This is a genomic window from Nonomuraea sp. H19, assembly GCF_052068215.1.
In the GTDB taxonomy this organism is placed as follows: domain Bacteria; phylum Actinomycetota; class Actinomycetes; order Streptosporangiales; family Streptosporangiaceae; genus Nonomuraea.
Genome location: NZ_JBQHCV010000017.1, coordinates 91,174 through 114,218, shown reverse-complemented (window position 1 = coordinate 114,218; position 23,045 = coordinate 91,174). Strand labels below are relative to the sequence as shown.

Below are 23,045 nucleotides of genomic sequence, written 5' to 3'. Positions count from 1 at the left end.
GACGTTGAGGTTACCGTGATTTTCCCGTTATGTGGATGGCAGATTTCCTGCAGCCACCCCTCTTTACGTGCGGAACTCCTCCACATGACCTGTGGAGGAGTCCGACTTTCAGCGGTCAGGAAGCGCCCTTCACCGATTTGATCAAGAGCTGGGCCACGTCCACCACTTCGAGCGACTCCTTGGCCTCGCCGTTGTTCTTCTTCTCGTTGATCGCGTCGCCGAGCATCACCATGCAGAACGGGCAGGCCGTGGAAACGGTGTCCGGGTTGGTGGTCAGCGCCTCGTCCACGCGCTCGGTGTTGATCCGCTTGCCGATGCGCTCTTCCATCCACATGCGCGCACCACCGGCGCCGCAGCAGAAGCCCCGGTCCTTGTGCCGGTGCATCTCCTGGGTCTGCACGCCCGGCACCTTCGACATGATGTCGCGGGGCTGGGAGTAGACCTTGTTGTGGCGGCCGAGGAAGCACGGGTCGTGGTAGGTGATCTTCTCCTCGATCGGCGTGATCGGGGTGAGCAGGCCCTCGTCGACCAGCTTCGACAGCAGCTGCGTGTGGTGCACGACCTCATACGTGCCGCCGAGCTGCGGATATTCGTTGGCGAGGGTGTTGAAGCAGTGCGGGCAGGTGGCGACGATCTTCTTGACGCCCGCCTCGTCGAGGGTCTCGATGTTCTGCTTGGCCAGCATGTTGAACAGGTATTCCATGCCCAGGCGGCGGGCCGGGTCACCGGTGCACGCCTCCATCGGGCCGAGCACCGCGAACTTCACGCCCGCGATGTGCAGCAGCTCCGCGACGGCCTTGGTGGTCTTCTTGGCCCGGTCTTCGAGCGCGCCGGCGCAGCCCACCCAGAACAGGTATTCGGCGTCCTCGGGCATCTTCTCGTCGACGACCTCGACCTCGAAGTCGAGCTCGGCGATCCAGTCGGCCCGCTTCATCTCGGACATGCCCCACGGGTTGCCCTTGTTCTCCAGGTTCTTGACCATCACCCCCGCCTCGGACGGGAACGCCGACTCCACCATCACCTGGTAGCGGCGCATGTCGAGGATGTGGTCGATGTGCTCGATGTCCACCGGGCACTGCTCGACGCAGGCGCCGCAGTTGGTGCACGACCAGAGCACGTCGGGGTGGATCACGCCGTCCTCGCCGACCAGCGGCTTGTCCAGCAGCGCCAGCACGTCCGTGTCCTTGTGCTCGACGCCCTGCTGGGCCGCCATCAGGTACGGGGCCGCCTTGAAGGCGTGGTCACGCTGGTCGAGGATGAGCATCTTCGGCGACAGCGGCTTGTCGGTGTTCCACGCCGGGCACTGCGACTGGCAGCGGCCGCACTCCGTACACGAGTAGAAGTCCAGGAAGCCCTTCCACGTGGTGTCGGCGATCTTGCCGCGCCCGAGCCGCTCCGGGTCGAGATCCTCGTCCTCGAAGTCGACCGGCTTGCCGTCCACGCGCATCTCCGGCGCGCCGCCCATGCCGTCGGGGCGGCGCGAGAAGAGCACGTTGAGCGGGGCGGTGAAGATGTGCAGGTGCTTGGAGTTCACCACGATGACCAGGAACACCAGCATGAAGCCGATGTGCAGGAGCAGCGCGATCTCCTCCAGCAGCGTGCTCTGAGGCAGCGCGTCGCCGAGCGCGAGCGAGACGAACGCGCCCGAGGAGTAGGGGAAGTTGCCGTTGGCGGCCGCCGCGCCGCGGGCCAGGAAGAGCGTCCAGATGATGTTGAAGATCATGAACAGGACGAGCCACGCGCCGCCGAGGTGGGAGCCGGAGAAGCGGGAGCCGCGGCCGAGCGACTTGGGCGAGTTCTTGATCCGGATGCCCGCGAAGACCGCGAGGCCGGCCAGACACGCGACCGCGATGAAGTCCTGCAGGAAGCCCAGCACGGCCCAGGTCCCGATGAGCGGGATGTGGAAGTCGGGCGTACCGGTGATCGCGCCCTGGATGATCGCGCCGTACGCCTCGATGTAGACGGTCAGCAGGATGAAGAACGCCCACATGACGAAGAAGTGCGCCAGGCCCGACGGCGTCCACTTGAGCAGCTTCTTCTGCCCGAACACCTCGACGAGCTGGGCCTTGAGCTCATCGGCCGCATGCGACTTGGCGTACTCGATCCGCTCGGGCGCGGGCGGTCCCACGGTCGCGAGGCGGTATAGGAACAGCGCCCGGCGGCCGGCCACGGCCACCGCCGCGACGGTCATGACGAGCCCGATGATGGCTACCCAGAGCACGGGGTCCTCCCACAGACGACGTTGGCTGTCAGCGTACGGTCACCCGATTCGCCGGCCTCACCCCGAATCCTACCCATGGGTAACTTTTCCGGGGTAACGGGACATACCCTATGGTCACCGGTCTGCGCAGAACAATGCTCTAGCCTGTGAAGTACCTCTGGATGGTGGGCGCCAGCAGCTCCACCAGCTCGTCTATGCCGGCGCTCGCCAGTGGCTCCAGCTTGATCACGTAACGCGCCATGACCACGCCGTACATCTGCCCGAAGGCCGCCTCGATACGCAGATGCGGCACCCCGAGCCGGTCGGCCACCTGGAACAGCAGCGCGTTGGAGATGAACTCCCGGAACATCGCGGCCGCCTGGTCGTTGGTCAGCGCCGAGCGGATCAGCGCCACCAGCGGCTCACGGGTCTCCGGCTCCGCGGTGACGGTCAGGATCATGCGGACGAGCCGCTCCCCGATCTCTTCGCGCGGACCTTCGATCAGCAGCGGGATGATCTCGTCGGGGGTGATCGGCAGTCGCATGGCCGCCGCGAACATGCCTTCCTTCGTCGCGAAATAGTGGTGCACCAGGGCGGGGTCGACCTCGGCCTCCCTGGCGATGCCGCGCACGGTGGCCTTGTCGAAGCCCTTCTCCGCGAACACCTTCCTGGCCGCCGCCAGGATCTCCCCGCGGGTGTCGGCGGAGCCAGGCCGGCGCCCGGGGCGTCGCTTCGAGCTCGTGGCCTCTCCCGTCACCTGCCCACCGCCAGGTAGACCCGCATCGGCACGGACAGGACGCCCTCGGGGAACTCCTGGCGCAGCTCCTGCCGCCGCCGCTCGACCAACTCGTCGGCCTCCTCCGGCGACAGCGCCGCCATGTAAGAGCGCGAGCGCAGGTTGAGCAGGAAGTCCTCGATGCCGACCAGCCTGGTCCACGGGATCCAGCGCTCCTCGATCATCTCGAAGGCCGAGGCGATCGGCGGCACCGACCACTGCTCGACCGCCGGACCCCAGTAAGCGGGCACCTCCGCCGCCAGACGGGCTTCGTAGGCGGCCAGCCAGTCGGCCTGCGCGGCGTGGTTGAGGTTCCAGCAGCCCACGATCGCTCCCTCGGGCCGCAGCACCCGTCTGGCCTCGGCGATCGAGGCCACCGGGTCCAGCCAGTGCCACGACTGCGCGTACGTCACCAGGTCGGCCACCCCGTCGGCCAGCGGCAAGGCGTTGCCGTCCCCCAGCACCGCCGCGACGGCGGGCGTGCCCTCCTGGGATCGGGATCTGAGCCGGGCCAGCATCTCCGCGCCCGGGTCGACCGCGATGACCTGGGAGCCGCGCGCCCTGAGCGCGCGCGTCAGAATGCCCGTGCCCGCCCCGACGTCCACCGTGGTGGCGCCGTCGAGGTCGATGCCGGACAGGTCGCTCACGGCGCGATACATCTCGTCCGGGTAGGCGGGCCGGCCCGCGTCATAGGCGTCGGCGACGCGGTCGAACACCCTGCCCAGGTCCCTGATCGGCCCTTTGCTCATCTGGATGCCGCCAGGTGCAGCCTGGCGAACGCGAGCGCCTCCGCCAGATCGTCGATCCGTTCGGTACGGCTGGCCGCCTTGCGCGTGTTGATCTCGAGGACGACCAGGCCGGAGTAGCCGCTGCCGGCCAGGCGCTCCAGTATCTGGGCGCACGGCTGGTTGCCCCTGCCGGGGACCAGGTGCTCGTCCTTGTTGGTCACGCCGATGCCGTCGGCCAGGTGCAGGTGGGCGAGCCGGTCGCCGAGCTTGCCCGCCATCTCCATGGCGTCGGAGCCGGACACGGCCGTGTGCGACAGGTCGAGGGTGACCTGTGGGAAGTCGTAGTCGATCGGGTTCCAGCCGGGCGAGTAGGGCACCACGTCATTGCCCCTGGCCCGCAGCGGGAACATGTTCTCGACCGCGAACGTGACATCCGTCTCATCGCGCATTCTGGCCAGCCCGGCCTCGAAATCGCGCGCGTAGTCGCGCTGCCAGCGGAACGGCGGGTGGACCACGACGGTCGAGGCGCCCAGGCGCTCCGCCGCCTTCTGCGCCTTGACCAGCTTGGCCCAGGGATCGCGGCCCCAGACCCGCTGCGTCACCAGCAGGCAGGGCGCGTGAATGGCGAGGACGGGCACCTCGTAGTGCTCGGAGAGCCGCTCGATGACGTCGATGTCCTGGCTCACCGGGTCGGCGCCGACCATGATCTCGACGCCGTCATAGCCCAGGCGGGCAGCCAGCTCGAACGCGTCAGGAGTGCGTTCCGGATATACCGAAGCAGTGGACAATGCGATCTTCGCATTGGGCACGCGGATGACATCAGCCACGCTGCCAGCCTAAGCCGGGGAAGCGGATCTGGCGCGCTGGCCCTCTGGTGAGCCGCGCCCAGCGGCTCACCGAGGCAGCGATGCGCCTATGGCGGGCTACGTCCAGCGGCTCGCCACAGGTAGCAGAAACTGCACCTAACGTTGGGGCATGCCACGGATCGCGAGAGGCGCCATCCCCAGCCCGAACATCTGGAACACGCCACAGGTCTACGAGCTGGAGAACCGCGCCGTCGACCCCGAGGGCGCGGCCGACGCGGCGATGCGCGCGCTGCGCCCCTGGACCGGCGCCACCGTGCTCGACATCGGCTGCGGCACGGGCTACCACTTGCCCGTCCTCGCTGCCGGGGCCGCGCAGGTGATCGGCGTCGAGCCGCACAGCGACCTGGCCACGCTGGCCCGCCGCCGCTGCGCCGACCTGGCCAACGTGAGCGTGCACGCGGCCGCGGCCCAGGACCTGCCGCTGCCGGACGCGAGCGTGGACGTGGCGATCGCGCGGTGGGCGTACTTCTTCGGCCCGGGTTGCGAGCCGGGGCTGCGCGAGCTGTCCAGGGTCGTACGCCGCGGCGGCGCGGCCTTCGTCATCGACCTGGACGCCACACGGGGCTCGTTCGGGCGGTGGTTCTCGCATACCGTGCCGTCCTACTCCGTACGGGACGTCGAGGCGTTCTGGGACCGCCACGGCTGGCAGCGGCGCCCGCTCGACCTGCGGATGGCCTTCGAGCGGCGAGCGGACCTGGAAGCGGTGCTGCGCATCGAGTTCGCGCCCGAGGTGGCCGAGCAGGCCATCGCCGAGACGCCGGGTCTGGAACTGGCCTACCCCAACGTGCTGCGCTGGCGCTACTTCTGAGTTCATGGCCGCACTCCGTTCGGCAGCAGGCGACGGCACTCCCTCGCGGGCTTGACCTTGACGTCGGTGTCAACGTTTACGGTGGTGGTATGCGCATCGGAGAGCTGGCGGAACGCACCGGAGTGAGCACCCGCTCGCTCCGCTACTACGAGCAACACGGCCTCCTCAGTGCCCGTCGCGGATCCAACGGCTACCGGCATTACACCGAGGCGGACGTCAAGCTGGTCTCCGAGATCCGCGCGCTGCTGGCGGTGGGGTTCACGCTCGAGGACACCCGGCCGTTCGTGGACTGCCTGCGCCGCGGGCACAGCACGGGCGGCTCGTGCGCCGAATCCGTGGAGGTCTACGAGCGCAAGCTCAATCAGATCGACGAGGAGATCCGCGTCCTGCTCGCCCGCCGCGCCGAGGTCGCCGCCCAGCTCGCCCAGTCCTGCCCAGGTTGCTTTGTAAGGGGATGAAATGATCACGTTGACGACTGAGAACTTCGAAGAGCAGGTGCTCAAGAGCGACAAGCCGGTGCTGGTGGACTTCTGGGCCGAGTGGTGCGGTCCGTGCCGGATGGTGGCGCCCGTGCTGGAGCAGATCGAGTCCGAGCACGGCCTGACGATCGGCAAGCTCAACACCGACGAGAACCCGGAGATCATGGCCCGTTACGGCGTGATGGGCATCCCCACGCTGCTGCTGTTCGAGAACGGCGAGCCGGTCAAGCAGGTCGTCGGCGCCAAGCCCAAGCGCATGCTCGTCTCGGAATTGGGCCTGGCGTAACTCGAGGATTGTCGGTCCGTACCGCTAGCCTGCTCCGCATGGCCAAGTCAGCCCAGAAGCCCGGATACCGCTGTGCCGAATGCGGCTGGCGCACCACCAAATGGGTGGGCCGGTGCGGTGAGTGCCAGGCGTGGGGCACGGTCGACGAGGAGGGCGCGCGCGCCGGCGTCAGCGTCGTCCAGGCAGGCGCCACCACCGCACCCGCCCTGCCGATCGGCCAGGTCAAGGCCGAGGTGGCGGCCGCGCGCACGACCGGCGTCGGCGAGCTCGACCGGGTGCTGGGCGGCGGCATGGTGCCCGGCGCGGTCGTGCTGCTGGCGGGCGAGCCCGGCATCGGCAAGTCCACCCTCCTGCTGGAGGCCGCCGCCCGCATGGCCGAGCGGGAGACGGTCCTCTATGTGACGGGTGAGGAGTCGGCCGCCCAGGTGCGCATGCGCGCCGACCGCATCGGCGCGATCCAGGACAACCTCTACCTCGCCGCGGAGACCGAGCTGTCGGCCCTGGTCACCCATGTGGAGAAGGTCCAGCCCAAGCTGCTCGTGGTCGACTCGGTGCAGACGGTCGGCTCGGCCCAGACCACGGGCGTGCCCGGCGGGGTGACGCAGGTCCGCGAGGTGGCCGCCAACCTCGTGCGCCTGGCCAAGGAGCGCAACATGGCCACCGTGCTCGTCGGCCACGTCACCAAGGAGGGCTCGATCGCCGGCCCCCGCACACTGGAGCACCTGGTCGACGTCGTGCTCAACTTCGAGGGCGACCGCCACTCCAGGCTCCGCATGGTGCGCGCGATCAAAAACCGGTTCGGCCCCACCGACGAGGTCGGCTGTTTCGACCTGCACGAGCGCGGCATCGAGGGCATCACCGACCCGAGCGGCCTGTTCGTCTCCCGGCGCAGCGAGCCGGTGCCGGGCACCTGCGTGACCGTCACGGTCGAGGGCACCCGCCCGCTCCCCGCCGAGGTCCAGGCCCTGGTCGCGCGCACCGAGGCGCAACAGCCCAGGCGCACCTCCTCCGGGCTCGACACCTACCGCGTGCAGATGATCCTCGCGGTCCTGGAGCGCCGGCTCAACGCCCGCCTCGGCGGCTGCGACGTGTTCACCGCGACCGTGGGCGGCATCAAGCTGTCCGACCCGGCCGTGGACCTGTCGGTCATGCTGGCGGTGGCCAGCGCCGCCGGTGACAAGCCGCTGCCCGCCGGGTTGGTGGCGCTCGGCGAAGTGGGTCTGGCCGGCGAGTTGCGGCCGGTCAAGGACGTACGCAGGCGCCTGACGGAGGCGGCCAGACTGGGCTTCAAACGTGCACTCGTGCCTGCTGGATCCCTCGAGGACGGCACTCGCCGGCGCAACGGACAGCGGGCTCTGGTGCCTGTGGGGCCAGTGGCGTTCGCGCCCGGGTTTGAGGTGGTTCAGGCCGAGAACGTCTGGGACGCACTCACACACGTCACATAGCACGGCTAAGCTGAGCTTGACCGATCGACACGGGGGTCAGGTGGATAGGAGTCTGGACGACCGCCGTCGCGAAGCCCTGGCGGCTGTGGCCCCGGGCACACCTCTACGCGACGGCCTCGAGCGGATCCTGCGCGGGCAGACCGGCGGATTGATCGTGCTCGGCTACAACGAGGACGTCGAAGCGGTCTGCAGCGGCGGTTTCGAGCTCGACGTCGACTTCTCCGCCACCAGGCTGCGCGAGCTGGCCAAGATGGACGGCGCCATCGTGCTGAGCGGCGACCACAAGATCGTGCGGGCGGCCGTGCACCTCGTGCCCGATCCGTCCATCCCCACCGACGAGTCCGGCACCCGCCACCGCACCGCCCAGCGCGTGGCCAGGCAGACCGGCCTGCCGATCATCGCCATCAGCAAGTCGATGCGGATCATCGCCCTCTACCTCGACGGCATCCGCTACGTCCTGGAGGAGTCCGCCGCCATCCTGTCCAAGGCCAACCAGGCCCTGGCCACCCTAGAGCGCTACAAGCACCGCCTCGACGAGGTCTCCGGCACGCTGTCGGCCCTGGAGATCGAGGACCTGGTCACCGTACGCGACGTGGCCGCCGTCGCCCAGCGCCTGGAGATGGTCCGCCGCATCTCCGAGGAGATCAAGGGCTACGTGGTGGAGCTGGGCACGGACGGCCGCCTGCTGTCCCTGCAGCTCGACGAGCTGGTGGCGGGCGTGGACTCCGAGCGCGAGCTGGTCATCCGCGACTACCTCCCCGCCCCGTCGAGCCGCCGCCAGAAGCGCCTGGCCGAGGCCATTCACGACCTCGACCAGCTGTCGGGCAGCGATCTCCTCGACCTGTCCGCCGTCGCCCACGTCCTGGGCCACAGCGGCGCCGACAAGCTCGACAGCCCGGTCAGCCCCCGGGGCTTCCGCCTCCTGGCCAAGGTTCCCCGCCTGCCCGCCACGGTCGTGGACCGCCTGGTCAACCACTTCGGCGGCCTGCAGAAACTGCTGGCGGCCAGCATCGACGACCTGCAGGCGGTCGGGGGCGTCGGAGAGTCCCGCGCCCGCAGCGTCCGCGAGGGCCTCTCCCGCCTCGCCGAATCCTCCATCCTCGAACGCTACGTGTAGGTCCCGTTTCGCGAACGGAGGCGCCTTCGCGATAGCGCGGAGACGGATCCGGACATGCCAAAGACGACCCGCGCCTCCGCCCGGGTCTCGCAGCCGCGACGCGCGTCGTGAGGATGCGCCATGGCCGCGCCGGATGCCGTCAGCGGAGGTGGAAGACGCCCTTGCCGCTGCGGAGCTTGCCCATGCGCACCGCGGCCACGTATGTACCCGGCAGGGCCATCGGCGGGGTGGCGCGGCAGTCGGCGCTGGAGCGGCGCCGGTCCCAGTTCAGTGTCCGCACGTACGGGACGCCGCGCTGGAGCTCCTTGACCTCCGTGCCCGCACCGCTGACGCAGTCGGCGGTGGACCAGATACGGTCGGCTCCCGAGGTGATGCGGACCTCCATGGCCCGCGGTCCCACGTCGGCCGTGCACATGACGGGGCCGGTGTTCACCAGCGTGACGATGAAGCTGGGCTGGGCGGCGCCCGCGTAGATCTCGTCCTTGCCGCCCTGGAGGCTGAGCACCAGGTCCTCCTCCGCGCAGGGCTGACCGGGCCGCTTGGAGTGGGCGACGGGGGACGGAGTGGTGGGGCTGGGGGTGGGAGAAGGGCTGGCCGTGCCCATGGCCAGCGTGCGCAGACCCGCCAGCAGCGGATCAGTGCTGGGCGTGACGCTCGGCGATGACTCGGCCGACGAACGTTTCGGTCCGCTGCCCCCGCTGGAACACGCCCACGCCACAACGGCCACCACGACGAGCACCGCCACCAGCACGCTCATCCGCCGCCGCCAATAGACGTCACCGCCGTCGCCACGCATCGTATCCGGATCCATACGCTCAGCATGGTAATTGGATCAAGTACCGCCAGCGCCGACACGCCGAGGCCATCCAGCTAGACGTACCCTTGACCGCGTGGTTGAGCCTAATCTCCTGCACGTTTCCGTTCTGGAGTGGTACGAGGACAACGCGCGCGACCTGCCATGGCGGGCCGGCGACGCGACACCGTGGGGCGTGCTGGTCAGCGAGATCATGCTGCAGCAGACCCCGGTCGTACGCGTCCTGCCCGTGTGGCACGACTGGATGGCCCGCTGGCCCACCCCCAAAGCGCTGGCCGCCGAGCAGCCGGGCGAGGCCGTCCGCCACTGGGGCCGGCTCGGCTACCCGCGCCGGGCGCTGCGCCTGCACGCCTGCGCCAGGGCGATCACCGACGAGCACGGCGGCGAGGTGCCCGCCGACCACGCGACCCTGCTGGCCCTTCCCGGCATCGGCGAATACACCGCCGCCGCGGTCGCCAGCTTCGCGTACGGCGGCCGGCACGCCGTGCTGGACACGAACGTCCGCCGGGTGTTCGCCAGGGCCGTACGCGCCGAGGAATACCCTCCGACGGCCACTTCGGCGGCCGAGCGGCGGCTGGCGGAGAGCCTCCTGCCCGAGCTGGGCGCCGCCCGCTGGGGCGTGGCCGTGATGGAGCTGGGTGCCCTCGTCTGTACGGCCCGCGCCCCGCGCTGCGCCGACTGCCCGATCGCGCACCTGTGCGCCTGGCGGCTGGCCGGCAAGCCGCCGCACGCCGGCCCCGCGCGCAAGGGCCAGACGTACGCAGGCACGGACCGCCAGTGCCGCGGCCGGCTGCTGGAGGTGCTGCGGTCGGCCCACGGGCCGGTCCCGAAGGCGGCGCTCGACGTCGTGTGGGACGACGCGGCGCAGCGCGAGCGCGCCCTGGACGGTCTGATCGCCGACGGCCTGGCCGAGGCCCTGGACGACGGCACGTACCGGCTCCCCCACGGCTGAGCAGCCACCGGACACTCGGTCGTGTCCCCCGCGGCGGCCTCGTGCGGATCCCCGCCCGGCTCGACGACGGTGCTCCCGTCGCGCCACGTCCGCGCGGGGAGGCGAGCGTGGTCATGACGCCGTTGGGGGTCTCGGTCCGTGGGCCTCGGCGGATACCGCTACAGCGGACATCTCACGCGATCCACGGCGGGACCCCGTAGTCGGCCCCATCCGCGGACCGGGCTCTGGCGCCGGCCGGAGCCGTGACGACGGCGGTGTATCCGGTGTCCGGGTCGGCCAGCACCTGTCGCAGCGTGCGCGCCGGCATGACGACGGTGTCGCCGGCGGCCACGGCGAACGTGTCACCGCCCAGTTCGACGGTCGCCGCCCCGGCGAGCCAGCTCCACACCTGCTCGACGTCGAAGTCGTGCACCGGCCCGACCGCACCGGGATGGGCCTCGACCCGCCAGAGGGACCGCGAGGCCCCGCCCTGCGTCGGCGAGGCGTACGTCGTCATGACCCCGTTCGGCGTCTCTGATCGCCGCGCGTCGGCGGCGCGAATGACAGTCATGCCTGGAACCCCCTAAAGTAGGCAACCACGTTGTCCATATAGTTAACCAGGTTGTCTATCGTGTCAAGCGACGCCCCCGGCTTCGAACTACCGCTCCGCCTGCTGCTCGCGTTCAGGGTGCTCATCGACGAGCTGCACGCCGAACTGGCCCAGCAGGGCCATCCGGACATAAGACCCATGCATGGATTCGTCATGCAGGCGATCGGCCCGCAGGGCACCACGGCCGTCGAGCTGGGGCGTACGCTGGGCGTCTCCAAACAGGCCGCCGGCAAGACCATCGACACGCTGGAGCGCGTCGGCTACGTGGAACGCACCGCCGATCCCCACGACACGCGGCGCAAGCTCGTCCGCCTCACTCCGTACGGACTGGACGCGCTCAACCGCTCGGCCCGCATCTTCGACACCCTGCGTGCCCGCTGGGCGAGCGAGCTGGGCGAGGACCGCCTGCGGGCGCTGGAGTCGGACCTGCGCAAGATGACCCCGGCCAACCTCTGGCGTCTGGACACGCCGGGCTGGTTCGGCTCCCTCTGAGAGGGCTCAGGCGAGGGTGGACGCCGATGAGCGCCCGGACGGGCCGGGCGGCTCAGGCGGCCAGCTGGAGGCCCAGCCCGGTCAGGCTGGTACGGGCCCAGGCCAGCTCCTCGGCCAGCATCGACACGAGCGCCCCCGGCCCCTTCGCGCGTCCGGGGACAGTGAGGTTGTGCGTCTCGACCTCGATGTGCGCAGTGCCGCTCACCGCACCCGACAGCATGGCCGTCAGCGTGTCGTGCAGCACCGCCCCGGTGTTCGTGGTCCCGCCCGTGTGGCTGTGCACGTGGCCCAGCTTGACGACGGGCGCCCCGGCCTTGGCCAGCCCCTTCAGCGCCGCCCCTGCCTCCTCGGCCCCGCAGGCGAGGTGGCAGGCGTCCAGGCACACGCCCAGGTGCTCGGAGTCGATCCCGCACACCCGCTCCAGGGCCTGCTCCGTCGTCTCAAGCACACAGCCGGGCCACGGCTCGAACCCGACCCTGATCGTCTTGCCCGTGACGCTGTAGATGCCGCGCAGCTCGCGGGCGAGGCGCTCGAGCCGGCGGGTGGCGATGGTGTGCAGGTCGGCGGGCCAGTCGCGGCGCCAGCCGATCGGGATCGTCGAGATGCTGCCGAACCGCACGTCTTCGGGCAGCAGGAACGCCAGGATCCTGGCCAGCGCCATGGTGTAGCGGTAGCGCTCCGGCTTGGCCCAGTCGGGGCCCGGAACCTCCTGGTTGCGGCCGCCGGTGCCGTTGAGGCTCACGACCTCCAAGCCGCGCTCCTCCAGGGAGCGGCGCAGCCGTACGAGCTCGATGCGGTCGGCCGTGAGATGGTCGGCGACGGTCGGCGAGAGCCACAGCCCGATGCCCATCCGCTCCACGCCCAGCCGCTTGCGCACCGGGACCGCGTACCGCGTCAGATGAGCGATCAGGTTCTCCAGGTCCTCAGCGGGGTGGACACCTGCGTTGTAGGCGAGGTGAACGAGCGTTCCGTCATCGTGACGCAGGCGCATCGGTTTCCTCCAGGGCTTGCTCGTGTGTTCCCGTCGCCCGCCTCGGCGCACGAACCTGTCGAGCATGCCTGCTCGCTGGTGACGTACGCGTCCGCCCTGAGTTGATTTCTCACTACTCCCCAGGGAGCAGCACTCAGCCTAGGAACACGCTCTTGTGGCTGACTTGGATGAGACTTGGCGAAGCTCTACGCAGTGTAGTACTACTCGCGGTGGCGGGATACCCGTCCAATGAACAATTAGGCAACGACCGCATTCCCCCATTTCGCCCCGTATTGCGACCGCGAGTGGTCCCATGCTCGAAACGCGGCCGGTGACCACGGAGCACGTCCACGAACCCCGCCCCATCACGCACCGGCCTCCGATGCCCGGACCTGTCACACCGGCAGGCGAGGACTCCGCGCTGGGCCTAGGGGGAATACCTGCAGGTCAGCGATGGATGTACACCACATCATCCCAGACCCGTCACACCTCCGGAGACCTGCGCCAAGATCGCAACGTAAGCATTCCCTACGCGCCAAGGCCCCGGACGCGCGAAAGCCCCTGTGTGAGATTCCTCACACAGGGGCTTTCGCCGCGAAGATGGGCCGTCAGTGCTGGATCGGGGCCGCGATCGCCGCCGCCGAGTCCGGGACCTTCGAGGCCGTCTCGCCCTTGAAGATGAACTTGGCGTTGTCGCCCTCACCCTCGATCGTCACCTTCACGACCTGCCCCGGCCGGAGCTCGCCGTAAAGGATCTTCTCCGACAGGGAGTCCTCCAGCTCGCGCTGGATCGTCCGCCGCAGCGGCCGCGCGCCCATGACGGGGTCGTAGCCCCGGTCGGCGAGCAGCTGCTTCGCGTCGGGCGAGACGTCGAGCCCCATGTCGCGGTCCTTCAGCCTGGCCTCGACCTGGGCGAGCATCAGATCCACGATCTTGATGATCTCGTTCGGCGTGAGCTGGTGGAAGACCACGATGTCGTCGACGCGGTTGAGGAACTCGGGCCGGAAGTGCTGCTTGAGCTCCTCCTGGACCTTGGCCTTCATCCGCTCGTAGTTGGACTCGGTGTCGTTGGACTTCGCGAACCCGACCCCGATGCCCTTGGAGATGTCCCGGGTGCCGAGGTTGGTCGTCATGATGATGACGGTGTTCTTGAAGTCCACCACGCGACCCTGGGCGTCGGTCAGGCGACCGTCCTCCAGGATCTGCAGCAGCGAGTTGAAGATGTCCGGGTGGGCCTTCTCGATCTCGTCGAACAGGACCACGGAGAACGGCTTGCGCCGCACCTTCTCGGTGAGCTGGCCGCCCTCCTCGTAGCCGACGTAGCCGGGAGGCGAGCCGAACAGCCTGGAGACGGTGTGCTTCTCCATGAACTCCGACATGTCCAGGCTGATCAGAGCGTCTTCGTCACCGAAGAGGAACTCCGCCAGAGCCTTGGACAGCTCGGTCTTACCGACGCCGGAGGGACCCGCGAAGATGAACGAGCCACCGGGACGGCGCGGGTCCTTCAGACCGGCGCGGGTGCGCCGGATGGACCGCGACAGGCCCTTGATGGCGTCGTCCTGGCCGATGATCCGCTTGTGGAGCTCGTCCTCCATGCGGAGCAGGCGCTGCGACTCCTCCTCGGTCAGCTTGAAGACCGGGATGCCGGTGGCGGTCGCCAGGACCTCGGCGATGAGCTCCTGAGTGACCTCGGCCACGACGTCCATGTCGCCGGCCTTCCACTCCTTCTCCCGCCGCTCGCGCTTGAGCTGGAGCTGCTTCTCCTGGTCACGGAGGGCAGCCGCCTTCTCGAAGTCCTGCGCGTCGATCGCGGACTCCTTGTCGCGACGGACGTTGGCGATCTTCTCGTCGTATTCGCGCAGGTCCGGCGGAGCGGTCATCCTGCGGATGCGCATCCGGGAACCGGCCTCGTCGATGAGGTCGATCGCCTTGTCGGGCAGGTAGCGGTCGCTGATGTAGCGGTCGGCCAGCTGCGCGGCGGCGACCAGCGCGTCGTCGGTGATGGACACGCGGTGGTGAGCCTCGTAGCGGTCGCGCAGACCCTTGAGGATTTCGATCGTGTGGCTGAGCGAGGGCTCGGCCACCTGGATCGGCTGGAAGCGGCGCTCAAGCGCGGCGTCCTTCTCAAGGTATTTGCGGTATTCATCGAGCGTCGTCGCGCCGATCGTCTGCAGCTCGCCGCGGGCCAGCATCGGCTTGAGGATGCTGGCGGCGTCGATCGCGCCCTCGGCGGCGCCCGCACCCACGAGGGTGTGCAGCTCGTCGATGAACAGGATGATGTCGCCGCGCGTGCGGATCTCCTTGAGCACCTTCTTCAGGCGCTCTTCGAAGTCGCCGCGGTAGCGGGAGCCGGCCACCAGGGCGCCGAGGTCAAGCGTGTAGAGCTGCTTGTCCTTCAGCGTCTCGGGCACCTCGCCCCTGACGATCTTCTGCGACAGGCCCTCGACGACGGCGGTCTTGCCGACGCCGGGCTCGCCGATGAGAACGGGGTTGTTCTTGGTCCTCCGGGAGAGGACCTGCATGACCCGCTCGATCTCCTTCTCACGGCCGATGACCGGATCCAGCTTGCCCTCGCGGGCGGCCTGGGTCAGGTTGCGGCCGAACTGGTCGAGCACCAGGGAGGTCGACGGCGCCGACTCCTGGGGGCCGCCCGCCGCGGCCGGCTCCTTGCCCTGGTAACCGTGGAGCAACTGGATGACTTGCTGCCTGACACGGTTGAGATCAGCTCCAAGCTTGACCAGCACCTGGGCCGCCACACCTTCACCCTCGCGGATGAGCCCGAGCAGGATGTGCTCGGTGCCGATGTAGTTGTGACCCAGCTGCAAAGCCTCACGGAGCGACAGCTCGAGGACCTTCTTGGCCCGCGGGGTGAACGGAATGTGCCCCGACGGAGCCGACTGGCCCTGGCCGATGATCTCCTCGACCTGCTGGCGCACACCCTCAAGGCTGATGCCCAGGCTCTCCAGAGCCTTGGCGGCAACGCCCTCACCTTCGTGGATCAAACCAAGAAGAATGTGCTCAGTGCCGATGTAGTTGTGGTTGAGCATCCTGGCCTCTTCTTGGGCCAAGACGACAACACGCCTCGCTCGGTCGGTGAACCTCTCGAACATCTCGTCGCTCCTCACAGAGCGGTCAGTCAGGCCGGTAAATCCGGTCCCGTCATCCCGCATGCTAGCCCTGGCTCGGCGAACCGTGCCCACTGCCGCTGACACGCTCTATAGCAGAGACGTTCCCCGAGAGCAGGGCGTTCACCCTCCATCCAACTACTGTTCGGGGGTGACGTGTTCCCGATACGCCGCAAGCGAACGATGTTTAGGCCTCTTCTGGAAGGCGGCGCTAAATTGACGCCCGCGGCGTACGCAGATCACACGGATCGGCCATCGGACGCTCCCGGGCAGAGGCGCTGTTGGGGCAGACCTTCGCCCACGCATCTTCGATGCCGCGTCCGTATCTGTTACGCAATCATCCTATGTCCCCACGCAATGCTTGGCCAAGTGAGCGCACTCCGCCGTGAGCACAACGCGGTACGCGCCGCACTCCAAGCTTATCCGGCATCTGGTCAGCCGGGTTACCGACCTCATCCGGTTCTCATCCAGTTCTCACCGGTCGCGACTGTCCGGGGAGTCACGGGAATCGCGCCCGTACGCACATCCGGTGAGCGGCATTGTGCGTAGGTGCTCGAAGAGCTCTAGTTTTGCCCACTGCCGCACGGGTCGGAGACGAGATCGCGGATTTTCGCCACTCTCAGTGGCGATCCGGGCTTTAGGCGGCACTCCAGACGGCCCGCATGCCTCATTCAACGTATGGTGCCCCGCGTTCAGCGGCCTGCAGAAGTAGCGGGTCTTGCACTTACGTTCCGGCGCGCCGATCCGGACATTGCCTGCCATGCCTCCGGCATCGGCCCTCCGCCATCCGAAGCATCGTGCCCTTGGAACGGGCCAGCGCGGTAAAACGCCATTCGGGCAGGCCGAGCTCGGTACTCTCGCATATGCGGGCGCCCGCCGGTGAAACGGCACCGGGTGCGGACCGGAACCACGCGGCCAAAACGCCCGCATATGGACGCTCAGAGATCATGCTCCGAGCCTTCCGGCATTCGGAAAGGCCTGGAGACGATCATGCGCTTATGGCGGCCGCCGGGGTCCAAGGCGAACGGCATAAGCGCATGGTCGCGGACGACTCTCTAGTGAGCCGCCTCGTACTTCTCGACGACGGTGGAGGCGATACGGCCGCGCTCGCTGACCGGCAGCCCGTGGGCCTTGGCCCACTGCCGGATCTCGGAGCTCTTCTCCCGGCTCATCGCACGGCTGCCGCCACGGCCACGACGACGCGTGGTCACGGCGCCCGCCCGACGCGCGTTCTGCACGAAAGGCGTGAGTGCGTCCCTCAGCTTCTTGGCGTTAAGGTCGCTGAGGTCAATCTCATAGGACGAGCCGTCAATAGCGAAGCTGACCGTCTCATTGGCCTCGCCCCCATCGAGGTCATCGATGAGAATCTCCTGGATCTGCTTGGCCATGTACGCAATCCTTTCGCGGGCATTGTTTCATTCGCCGTGCCAAACATATACCCGGAAAGGCGCTGAGACAATTCAGCGCTGCGAGGATTCGGCTGACTTGCCGATCAGGTTCGGCTTCTCGACCGGCGCCTGCCGGTTAGGACGGCGCCCGGCGGCCTCGGATCGCACCAACTTCACTACGCCAAAGATGAAGGCGCCGCCGACCACGGCCGGGGGGATGAGCGCTGACAATACGTCCGTAAGGGCTTCCATTCGTCCTCGCCTCCACGGCTAGCGGGGTTTCGGGGGCGCTATAAGCGCATGGGAGCGCGACCATGAGGGGCGCGGCGCCCTCATCGCGCGCGTGGCGGCAACCGCCCGCACCTGACCATCGCGGCACGCAGATGCCCTGTACGTCCCAGGGGCACCAACATCCGGCAACCCGGACGCCCATAGCCTAATGCCAGTCTCTCCAGGCTCCTTACCGGATCAAGCAGAAAATTTTGCGAAAAGGTATCCGCCCAGGTACGGATGGTTCAGCGAAGATCTTTAACCACGCGCGTTCCGGCAACCCTGTCGTGCGGCCCGCGCTCCAGCGGCTTGTCGATCAGGATGAGCAAGCCGACGCCGAACAGCAACATTCCAGCCAGCAGATTGACGACCGGAATGCCCATCAGCATGACCGGCGCCGGATAGACCAGGGCCCGTTTCAGCGCCGCTCCCGGCGGAAGGTCTCGCGGCGCCAGGCGAATCTTCATGATCGCCTTGCCGAACGTCCTGCCATGCCTGGAATGGGCCCGCCAGTCGTAGGCCGCATAACCCAGCCCGGCCACCAGCCAGGCGCACACGCCGGGCAGCCGCCCATCGAGCACGTCCAACATCCCGACAGTTCGGAAGATGCCCCAGAGCGCGATGAACAGGATGTAATAGAAGACCCCGAAGACGAGCGCTTCAATCAGCCGGGCGGCGAGCCGTTCCCACCATTCCGCCGGCAGCGCGTCCGCCCACGGCGGCGTCGCGGCCATAACCTCCACCTCGCGTCTCGGCGGCCAATCGGGGAGTGCGGGCGTCTCCATTTTGGTACGGCCGGGGGGACAAAACATAGGGGCCGGCGGGAAGCCGGCCCCTAGTTTTACGCGCAGGGAAGACTACTTGATCTTCACTACCACGGTGCCCGCGAACTTGTCCGCGAACGTCTGCTGCAGCGGCTTGTCCCACAACTGGGAGGCGCCGTTGACGGCGCACGCAAGGCCGGCGAGCACGGGCCCGAAGGGCAGCCAGTAGAGGATGTAGCCGCCCCACGTCCCGCCCGCACGCTTGAGTGCCACGTCGGTGGGGATGCCGCCCGGTGTCACCGAGCCGCCGACCTGGACGACCTTGATCCCCATGATCATCTTGCCGACGGTCTGACCCTTCGCCTTGTGCAGGAAGAAGTCATAGCCGACGTAGGCAAGGGTCAGGATGACCGCTACCACGATGCCGAGGAGGAACGAACCGAACAGGCCCGTGGTCACCCCGGTGGTCGAGTCGTAGCTCGATGCCAGGAGAAGCGTGAAAACGATGGTCACCACGGTCATCACGATGCCGAAGATCACACCGTCGACGATCCTCGCCACCAGCCGCTGCCACCACTCCGCGAGCGGGGCCGGCGCGCCCGGGGGCTGGACGCCGACCGGCTGTCCGTACTGCTGCCCGTAGCCGGGCTGGCCGTAGGCGGCCTGCTGCGGCTGCCCGTAGGCCTGGCCGTACTGCTGGTCGCCGTACTGCTGCTGGCCATATTGCGGCTGGGCGTAACCGGGCTGCGACTGGGGCTGCTGGCCATACTGCTGCTGGCCGTAGCCCGGCTGGGACTGGGGCTGCTGCCCGTAGCCCGGCTGGGACTGCGGCTGCTGGCCGTACTGCTGGCCGTAGTCAGGCTGGGACTGCGCTTGCTGTCCGTAGCCCTGCTGCCCGTAATCCGGCTGGGACTGCTGTCCGTAGCCCTGCTGCTGCCCATAGTCGGGCTGGGACTGCTGCTGCTGTCCGTAGCCCTGCTGGCCATAGTCCGGCTGGGACTGCTGCTGCTGTCCGTACTGCTGACCGGACGGCTGCTGCTGCCCGTAGCCCTGCTGCTGGCCGTACTGGCCGGAGGAAGGCTGCTGGCCGTAGCCGGGCTGCGACTGCTGGCCGTAACCCGGCTGGGACTGGGGCTGCTGCCCGTAGCCCTGCTGCTGGCCCTGACCATATTGCTGGCCGTAGCCCTGCTGACCATAGTCGGGCTGCGACTGGGGTTGCTGTCCTTGCTGGGGGTAGCCCTGCTGGCCGTACTGCTGTTGCTGACCATATTGGGGCTGCTGTCCGTACTGCGGCTGCTGGGCATAGCCCTGCTGGCCGTATTGGGGCTGCTGCCCGTAGGCATCGTCCGCCCGGTAGCCGACCACAGTTGCGTCCGGGTCGGGCTCGCCGTGGCGGCGGCCCGTGTTCTGCTGCCCGTAGTCCGGGGTGCCAGGCGCAGAAGTCTCGCCGGATTCGTCCTGTGGATACGGCGGCTGTCCGGTGCTCACCGTGTCACCTCGCTTCGCGTGCGCATGTGGCACGTGTCAGGACACATGCCTGTACCGCCCAACGTATCGACATAGGTATCAACAATCACCTTTCCATCTAGTCAAGGTCCGCGTCACCCGATGTCAGATGGAGCAGCATGCGGGTGTTGCCCAGGGTGTTCGGCTTCACGTGTTCCAGGTCGAGGAACTCCGCCACACCCTCGTCGTACGAGGCCAGCAGCTCGGCGTAGACCTCTGGCGAGACCGGCGTGCCCTGGATCGGGCGGAAGCCGTGCCGCGCGAAGAAGTCGACCTCAAAAGTCAGACAGAATACACGCCGCAGCCCCAGATCCGTCGCCTGCCGTATGAGCGCGGAGACGATCCGATGGCCGATGCCCATGCCCCGGCACTGCGGATCGACGGCGACCGTGCGGACCTCGGCGAGATCCTCCCACAGCACGTGCAGCGCGCCGCAGCCGACGACCTGCCCGTCCAGCTCGGCCACCCAGAACTCCTGTACGTCCTCGTACAGCGTCACCGTGGTCTTCTCCAGGAGCCGCGGTCCCGCGCCCGCGTAGGTGTCGACCAGGCGCCTGATCGTCCGCACGTCGGGCGTGCGGGCACGGCGGACCACCGCCGCGGTCTCGGGCGTCGTCGGTTGTTCGGCCACCTGCTCCATGGCTCTCCAGAGTACAGATGTCATTACGGCTCAGCCCTAAATCCCACGTCTGGCCCAAGACTGTGACATGTCGCGGCCAGACGACTACAGGCGCGACCTCCCACAAAACCAGGGATGAAGAGGACATAAGGTCTGTTCTGCACGAGCGTCCACGAGATCACCTTGTGACCCTTCGGTTGTGAAACCTCTACAGATCCAGCAGTTCTGGTTGAGCACGAACCCGGAGTGCATTAGTGTCCAGCGACGACGTTTCCCCGCGTGTCGCGGGGTGACACGCCCAATTCCCGCGAGGGAAGCCGGGGACCCGCCGGTGGCGACCTCCGCACGCCACCACTGGGGTGAATCCGAGTCTCTCGGTAGGGCTGCTCCGGCCCGAACCCGTCAGCTAACCCGGTCGGCGTCGATGAGAGGAGCTGGTTGGTGAAGCGCACGCTCAGCCGTGAGGGGAAGTCGGCGGGCAAGAACGCCCGCCCTCCGGAACGGGCTCGGCGCCGGCGCCTTCTCGGTGTGGCAGGCGTCATAGTCGCCGCACTCCTATTCGCCGTCCCCACCGGTCCGGCCTCCGCTGATCCGAAGCCCTCGCTCAAGGAGCTCTCCGACCAGGTCGAGAAGCTGCACGTGGAGATCGAGACACTGAGCGAGCAGTACAACGGCCAGCGGGAGAAGTACAAAGTCGCCAAGAAGGCCGCCGACGCCGCGCAGAAGACGCTGACGGGCAGCGAGGCCGACTTCGCAGCCAAGCGCGCCAAGGCCGTCCTGCTCGCCCAGAACGCCTACATAACGGGCGGCCTGAACAGGGCGATGGCGTTCACCTCGTCCCAGGACCCGGAGAAGTTCCTCGACATCGTGGCGACGACCTACGCGATGGAGCAGGAGCAGGGCGAGGAGGTCAACCAACTGGCCAAGGCCATGGACGCCGCCGACCGCGCCCGAGCCGACGCCAAGACGCGCATGGACGAGCTCCAGAAGATCGTCTCAGACCTCGAATCGAAGCGCGACAAGATCACCAAGCTGGTGAAGAACGTGGAGAGCGACCTGTTCAGGCGGGCTCTGGGCGAGGCCGGCCGCCCCGGCACCCGCGCCGTCCGGGTCAACCTGCCGATCCCGGGCAACGGCAAAGCGGCCCAGGCCGCGAGGTGGGCGCTCACGCAGCAGCTCAAGCCGTACGTCTGGGGCGCCGAGGGCCCCAACTCCTACGACTGCTCCGGCCTGGTGATGGCGGCCTTCCAGCGGGTGGGCATCTCGCTGCCGCACTACACCGGGAACCAGTGGACCGCGGGCCGGCACATCTCGAAATCCGAGCTGCGCCCAGGCGACCTGGTGTTCTTCTACAACGACCTGCACCACGTCGGCATCTATCTGGGCGGCGGCATGATGGTGCACGCCCCCCAGACGGGTGATGTCGTACGTGTCGCCTCGATCGAGCGCCGGCCCTTCGCCGGCGCGGTGCGCATCGCGGACTGAACGCCCCTAGATCAACTGTCGGCGGGCTGCCCAGGCCACGGCTTCGATCGCCGTGGCCACGCCGATGCGGTCACATATGCCCCGTAACCGTCGGCGTACGGTGCGTCCACTGATGTCCAAACGTCTGCCCACCCGATCGACCGTGACCCCCTTGGCCAGCTCCGCCAGCAACGCCAAATCCGCATGGCTAAGCTCAACCCCTTCGGTGAGCACACCCATCGGGAGCCCTCCCCCCCAACAGCAACTCGGACGGGCTAAAAGCCGCTCGTCTCGCAGACGGTAAACGCATCCTGGAAAGGTCGTCAAGCACGACAATCGCCACTCTTGACGGGCGCTATTGACATGATCGGATATATGTGACGCACTCGCGTTATGAAGGTCGGGCGATGTGTCGTCTCATTGACCCATCCGGCAGCGCCGGACCCGACGCCGATACGCCTCGCCGGTGTCTTGGATTTCGCTCCGTACGATGCCGATTTTCTCGCTGACCATATGCCTGCTATCGCGAAATGAGCACGTGTCGCGCGATCGTCCGTAACGCGTGGGGCGCTGCTCGCCCCCCACCGCCCATGAGCCCTGCGCGGCGACTCCGCTTCGGCCACGGAGCCCACCCGCCGCCAGGTCAGCGGGTCGATCCGGTCTTGCGGGCGGGGCCCGCCCGGCCACGCAGGGCCGCGGGCTCCGGCCGGCAAGGCGTTCACGCCGTGCATGCTCGAACACCTCCCCCGCGCCTCGATACGCTCACCGGCGCGCTGCCGGAGGAAACGAACCCGATTTCCGGCTTCGCTCATCCGTCAGCGGTCAGGGTCATTACCGAATGCCGAGAGCGTCGCCGGAGAGTCATCAATACTTCCGCGGCCGGAGCGAAATAGTCGACCGCGGCCTTGACCTGATGCTTACAGACGAGCACATATCGGAAACCGGGCAGGCCAGAAGGAGCCTCGCGACTCCGTCCGGTACGGCTCAAACGGTGGCGTCGTAACGCTCCCTGGCCGCCTCGACGTCCTCGATGTGCACCTCGGCCCAACTCTTGATCGCGGCCACCAGCGGCATCAGGCTCTCGCCCAGCGGGGTGAGCTCATAGTCCACCCGCACCGGCACCGCAGGCGTGAGCGTACGCGAGACCAGGCCGTCGCGTTCCAGCCCGCGCAGGGTCTGGGTGAGCATCTTCTGGCTGACGCCCGCGATGCGCCTGGCCAGGTCGCTGTAGCGGCACGGCCCCGCCTCCAGCGCGGTGAGCACCAGCGTGACCCATTTGTCGCTGAGGCGGTCGAGCAGCTTCCGGGAGGGGCACTCGGCGAAGTACGCGTCGAACGCCTCCTTGGCCTGCTCGCGCCGCTCCGCCGCCGTCTTGGTGGCCATGCGTC

Annotated in this window: 23 protein-coding genes, 1 pseudogene and 1 riboswitch; of the genes and pseudogenes, 9 read left to right on the top strand and 15 right to left on the bottom strand. The window is 68.1% G+C overall.

The genetic code is table 11. The annotated features are described in order from the left end of the window. Positions 1 to 115: 115 nt before the first annotated feature. The 4 genes from ACTMTI_RS33365 to ACTMTI_RS33350 all read right to left on the bottom strand — a co-directional run bounded on the left by ACTMTI_RS33365 (position 116) and on the right by ACTMTI_RS33350 (position 4,530). Positions 116 to 2,221, bottom strand: a complete 2,106-nt coding sequence (locus tag ACTMTI_RS33365) for a (Fe-S)-binding protein (protein ID WP_441124632.1) — start codon at positions 2,219 to 2,221, stop codon at positions 116 to 118. Positions 2,222 to 2,360: 139 nt separating this feature from the next. Then, entirely contained in the window at positions 2,361 to 2,957 is a 597-nt protein-coding gene (locus ACTMTI_RS33360) for a TetR/AcrR family transcriptional regulator (protein WP_441124631.1), read from the bottom strand. Beyond that, entirely contained in the window at positions 2,954 to 3,724 is a 771-nt protein-coding gene (locus tag ACTMTI_RS33355) for a class I SAM-dependent methyltransferase (protein WP_441124630.1), read from the bottom strand. Before ACTMTI_RS33355 ends, ACTMTI_RS33360 begins: the two co-directional genes overlap by 4 nt. Further along, positions 3,721 to 4,530 (bottom strand): sugar phosphate isomerase/epimerase family protein, encoded by an 810-nt coding sequence (locus ACTMTI_RS33350; protein ID WP_441124629.1) that lies wholly within the window; start codon positions 4,528 to 4,530, stop codon positions 3,721 to 3,723. Before ACTMTI_RS33350 ends, ACTMTI_RS33355 begins: the two co-directional genes overlap by 4 nt. 148 nt (positions 4,531 to 4,678) lie before the next feature. On the opposite strand from ACTMTI_RS33350, the gene ACTMTI_RS33345 reads away from it, so the two are divergent. The 5 genes from ACTMTI_RS33345 (at position 4,679) to disA (ending at position 8,704) form a co-directional block, all read left to right on the top strand. After that, a complete protein-coding gene (locus tag ACTMTI_RS33345; RefSeq protein WP_441124628.1) occupies positions 4,679 to 5,377 on the top strand; it encodes a class I SAM-dependent methyltransferase in 699 nt (232 codons plus the stop codon). Positions 5,378 to 5,466: 89 nt separating this feature from the next. Beyond that, a complete protein-coding gene (locus ACTMTI_RS33340; protein ID WP_441124627.1) occupies positions 5,467 to 5,835 on the top strand; it encodes a MerR family transcriptional regulator in 369 nt (122 codons plus the stop codon). 1 nt (position 5,836) lies between these two features. After that, positions 5,837 to 6,142, top strand: coding sequence for a thioredoxin (gene trxA / locus ACTMTI_RS33335; RefSeq protein ID WP_441124626.1), 306 nt, complete (start codon positions 5,837 to 5,839; stop codon positions 6,140 to 6,142). 38 nt (positions 6,143 to 6,180) lie between these two features. After that, on the top strand, positions 6,181 to 7,587 hold the full coding sequence (radA, locus tag ACTMTI_RS33330; protein ID WP_441124625.1) for a DNA repair protein RadA: 1,407 nt from the start codon (positions 6,181 to 6,183) through the stop codon (positions 7,585 to 7,587). Positions 7,588 to 7,627: 40 nt separating this feature from the next. Next, positions 7,628 to 8,704, top strand: a complete 1,077-nt coding sequence (disA, locus tag ACTMTI_RS33325) for a DNA integrity scanning diadenylate cyclase DisA (RefSeq protein WP_441124624.1) — start codon at positions 7,628 to 7,630, stop codon at positions 8,702 to 8,704. A 139-nt stretch (positions 8,705 to 8,843) separates the two neighbouring features. Here disA and ACTMTI_RS33320 read toward each other — a convergent pair whose 3' ends face one another. Further along, positions 8,844 to 9,515: a hypothetical protein gene (locus tag ACTMTI_RS33320; RefSeq protein ID WP_441124623.1), complete on the bottom strand. Its 672-nt coding sequence runs from the start codon at positions 9,513 to 9,515 to the stop codon at positions 8,844 to 8,846. Between the two features lie 79 nt (positions 9,516 to 9,594). Between ACTMTI_RS33320 and ACTMTI_RS33315 the strand changes: the two genes are divergently transcribed. Continuing rightward, positions 9,595 to 10,470 carry an A/G-specific adenine glycosylase gene (locus tag ACTMTI_RS33315; RefSeq protein WP_441124622.1) on the top strand — a complete coding sequence of 292 codons (876 nt, stop codon included), beginning with the start codon at positions 9,595 to 9,597 and terminating at the stop codon, positions 10,468 to 10,470. Positions 10,471 to 10,642: 172 nt separating this feature from the next. Here the strand turns inward: ACTMTI_RS33315 and ACTMTI_RS33310 are convergent, their stop codons facing one another. Beyond that, the gene (locus tag ACTMTI_RS33310; protein WP_441124621.1) at positions 10,643 to 11,020 is read right to left on the bottom strand and encodes a cupin domain-containing protein; all 378 of its coding nucleotides are present in this window, start codon (positions 11,018 to 11,020) and stop codon (positions 10,643 to 10,645) included. A 60-nt stretch (positions 11,021 to 11,080) separates the two neighbouring features. On the opposite strand from ACTMTI_RS33310, the gene ACTMTI_RS33305 reads away from it, so the two are divergent. Then, a complete protein-coding gene (locus ACTMTI_RS33305; protein WP_441124765.1) occupies positions 11,081 to 11,551 on the top strand; it encodes a MarR family winged helix-turn-helix transcriptional regulator in 471 nt (156 codons plus the stop codon). Positions 11,552 to 11,603: 52 nt separating this feature from the next. Here the strand turns inward: ACTMTI_RS33305 and ACTMTI_RS33300 are convergent, their stop codons facing one another. The 6 genes and pseudogenes from ACTMTI_RS33300 to ACTMTI_RS33275 form a co-directional block, all read right to left on the bottom strand. Next, complete coding sequence (locus tag ACTMTI_RS33300) at positions 11,604 to 12,542, bottom strand: TIM barrel protein (RefSeq protein WP_441124620.1); 939 nt, start codon at positions 12,540 to 12,542, stop codon at positions 11,604 to 11,606. 587 nt (positions 12,543 to 13,129) lie between these two features. After that, a complete protein-coding gene (locus tag ACTMTI_RS33295; protein ID WP_441124619.1) occupies positions 13,130 to 15,631 on the bottom strand; it encodes an ATP-dependent Clp protease ATP-binding subunit in 2,502 nt (833 codons plus the stop codon). A 1,070-nt stretch (positions 15,632 to 16,701) separates the two neighbouring features. Then, positions 16,702 to 17,034: a histone-like nucleoid-structuring protein Lsr2 gene (locus tag ACTMTI_RS33290; RefSeq protein WP_441124618.1), complete on the bottom strand. Its 333-nt coding sequence runs from the start codon at positions 17,032 to 17,034 to the stop codon at positions 16,702 to 16,704. A 72-nt stretch (positions 17,035 to 17,106) separates the two neighbouring features. After that, positions 17,107 to 17,286, bottom strand: coding sequence for a hypothetical protein (locus tag ACTMTI_RS33285; protein WP_441124617.1), 180 nt, complete (start codon positions 17,284 to 17,286; stop codon positions 17,107 to 17,109). Between the two features lie 263 nt (positions 17,287 to 17,549). Then, positions 17,550 to 18,038 (bottom strand): RDD family protein, encoded by a 489-nt coding sequence (locus ACTMTI_RS33280; protein WP_441124616.1) that lies wholly within the window; start codon positions 18,036 to 18,038, stop codon positions 17,550 to 17,552. Between the two features lie 123 nt (positions 18,039 to 18,161). Continuing rightward, positions 18,162 to 18,638, bottom strand: a pseudogene (locus ACTMTI_RS33275) (RDD family protein); the annotation flags it as partial. Positions 18,639 to 18,791: 153 nt separating this feature from the next. Here ACTMTI_RS33275 and ACTMTI_RS33270 point away from each other — a divergent pair. Next, on the top strand, positions 18,792 to 19,631 hold the full coding sequence (locus ACTMTI_RS33270; RefSeq protein ID WP_441124768.1) for a hypothetical protein: 840 nt from the start codon (positions 18,792 to 18,794) through the stop codon (positions 19,629 to 19,631). A gap of 22 nt (positions 19,632 to 19,653) precedes the next feature. Here the strand turns inward: ACTMTI_RS33270 and ACTMTI_RS33265 are convergent, their stop codons facing one another. After that, a complete protein-coding gene (locus ACTMTI_RS33265; protein WP_441124615.1) occupies positions 19,654 to 20,214 on the bottom strand; it encodes an amino-acid N-acetyltransferase in 561 nt (186 codons plus the stop codon). Positions 20,215 to 20,478: 264 nt separating this feature from the next. Beyond that, a riboswitch (cyclic di-AMP (ydaO/yuaA leader) is annotated at positions 20,479 to 20,629 on the top strand. 5 nt (positions 20,630 to 20,634) lie between these two features. Here ACTMTI_RS33265 and ACTMTI_RS33260 point away from each other — a divergent pair. Then, positions 20,635 to 21,678: a C40 family peptidase gene (locus ACTMTI_RS33260; protein ID WP_441124614.1), complete on the top strand. Its 1,044-nt coding sequence runs from the start codon at positions 20,635 to 20,637 to the stop codon at positions 21,676 to 21,678. A gap of 6 nt (positions 21,679 to 21,684) precedes the next feature. Here the strand turns inward: ACTMTI_RS33260 and ACTMTI_RS33255 are convergent, their stop codons facing one another. Both ACTMTI_RS33255 and ACTMTI_RS33250 read right to left on the bottom strand, forming a co-directional pair. After that, positions 21,685 to 21,897, bottom strand: a complete 213-nt coding sequence (locus tag ACTMTI_RS33255; protein ID WP_441124613.1) for a LuxR C-terminal-related transcriptional regulator — start codon at positions 21,895 to 21,897, stop codon at positions 21,685 to 21,687. Positions 21,898 to 22,641: 744 nt separating this feature from the next. Beyond that, positions 22,642 to 23,040: a winged helix-turn-helix transcriptional regulator gene (locus ACTMTI_RS33250; protein ID WP_441124612.1), complete on the bottom strand. Its 399-nt coding sequence runs from the start codon at positions 23,038 to 23,040 to the stop codon at positions 22,642 to 22,644. Positions 23,041 to 23,045: the final 5 nt, after the last annotated feature.

Bases quoted from the DNA above. Each gene is read 5' to 3' on its own strand.
- ACTMTI_RS33355 (WP_441124630.1), bottom strand. From the start codon at position 3,724: ATGAGCAAAGGGCCGATCAGGGACCTGGGCAGGGTGTTCGACCGCGTC.
- ACTMTI_RS33345 (WP_441124628.1), top strand. From the start codon at position 4,679: ATGCCACGGATCGCGAGAGGCGCCATCCCCAGCCCGAACATCTGGAAC.
- ACTMTI_RS33340 (WP_441124627.1), top strand. From the start codon at position 5,467: ATGCGCATCGGAGAGCTGGCGGAACGCACCGGAGTGAGCACCCGCTCG.
- trxA (WP_441124626.1), top strand. From the start codon at position 5,837: ATGATCACGTTGACGACTGAGAACTTCGAAGAGCAGGTGCTCAAGAGC.
- radA (WP_441124625.1), top strand. From the start codon at position 6,181: ATGGCCAAGTCAGCCCAGAAGCCCGGATACCGCTGTGCCGAATGCGGC.
- ACTMTI_RS33320 (WP_441124623.1), bottom strand. From the start codon at position 9,515: ATGGATCCGGATACGATGCGTGGCGACGGCGGTGACGTCTATTGGCGG.
- ACTMTI_RS33310 (WP_441124621.1), bottom strand. From the start codon at position 11,020: ATGACTGTCATTCGCGCCGCCGACGCGCGGCGATCAGAGACGCCGAAC.
- ACTMTI_RS33300 (WP_441124620.1), bottom strand. From the start codon at position 12,542: ATGCGCCTGCGTCACGATGACGGAACGCTCGTTCACCTCGCCTACAAC.
- ACTMTI_RS33295 (WP_441124619.1), bottom strand. From the start codon at position 15,631: ATGTTCGAGAGGTTCACCGACCGAGCGAGGCGTGTTGTCGTCTTGGCC.
- ACTMTI_RS33290 (WP_441124618.1), bottom strand. From the start codon at position 17,034: ATGGCCAAGCAGATCCAGGAGATTCTCATCGATGACCTCGATGGGGGC.
- ACTMTI_RS33285 (WP_441124617.1), bottom strand. From the start codon at position 17,286: ATGGAAGCCCTTACGGACGTATTGTCAGCGCTCATCCCCCCGGCCGTG.
- ACTMTI_RS33280 (WP_441124616.1), bottom strand. From the start codon at position 18,038: ATGGCCGCGACGCCGCCGTGGGCGGACGCGCTGCCGGCGGAATGGTGG.
- ACTMTI_RS33265 (WP_441124615.1), bottom strand. From the start codon at position 20,214: ATGGAGCAGGTGGCCGAACAACCGACGACGCCCGAGACCGCGGCGGTG.
- ACTMTI_RS33255 (WP_441124613.1), bottom strand. From the start codon at position 21,897: ATGGGTGTGCTCACCGAAGGGGTTGAGCTTAGCCATGCGGATTTGGCG.
- ACTMTI_RS33250 (WP_441124612.1), bottom strand. From the start codon at position 23,040: ATGGCCACCAAGACGGCGGCGGAGCGGCGCGAGCAGGCCAAGGAGGCG.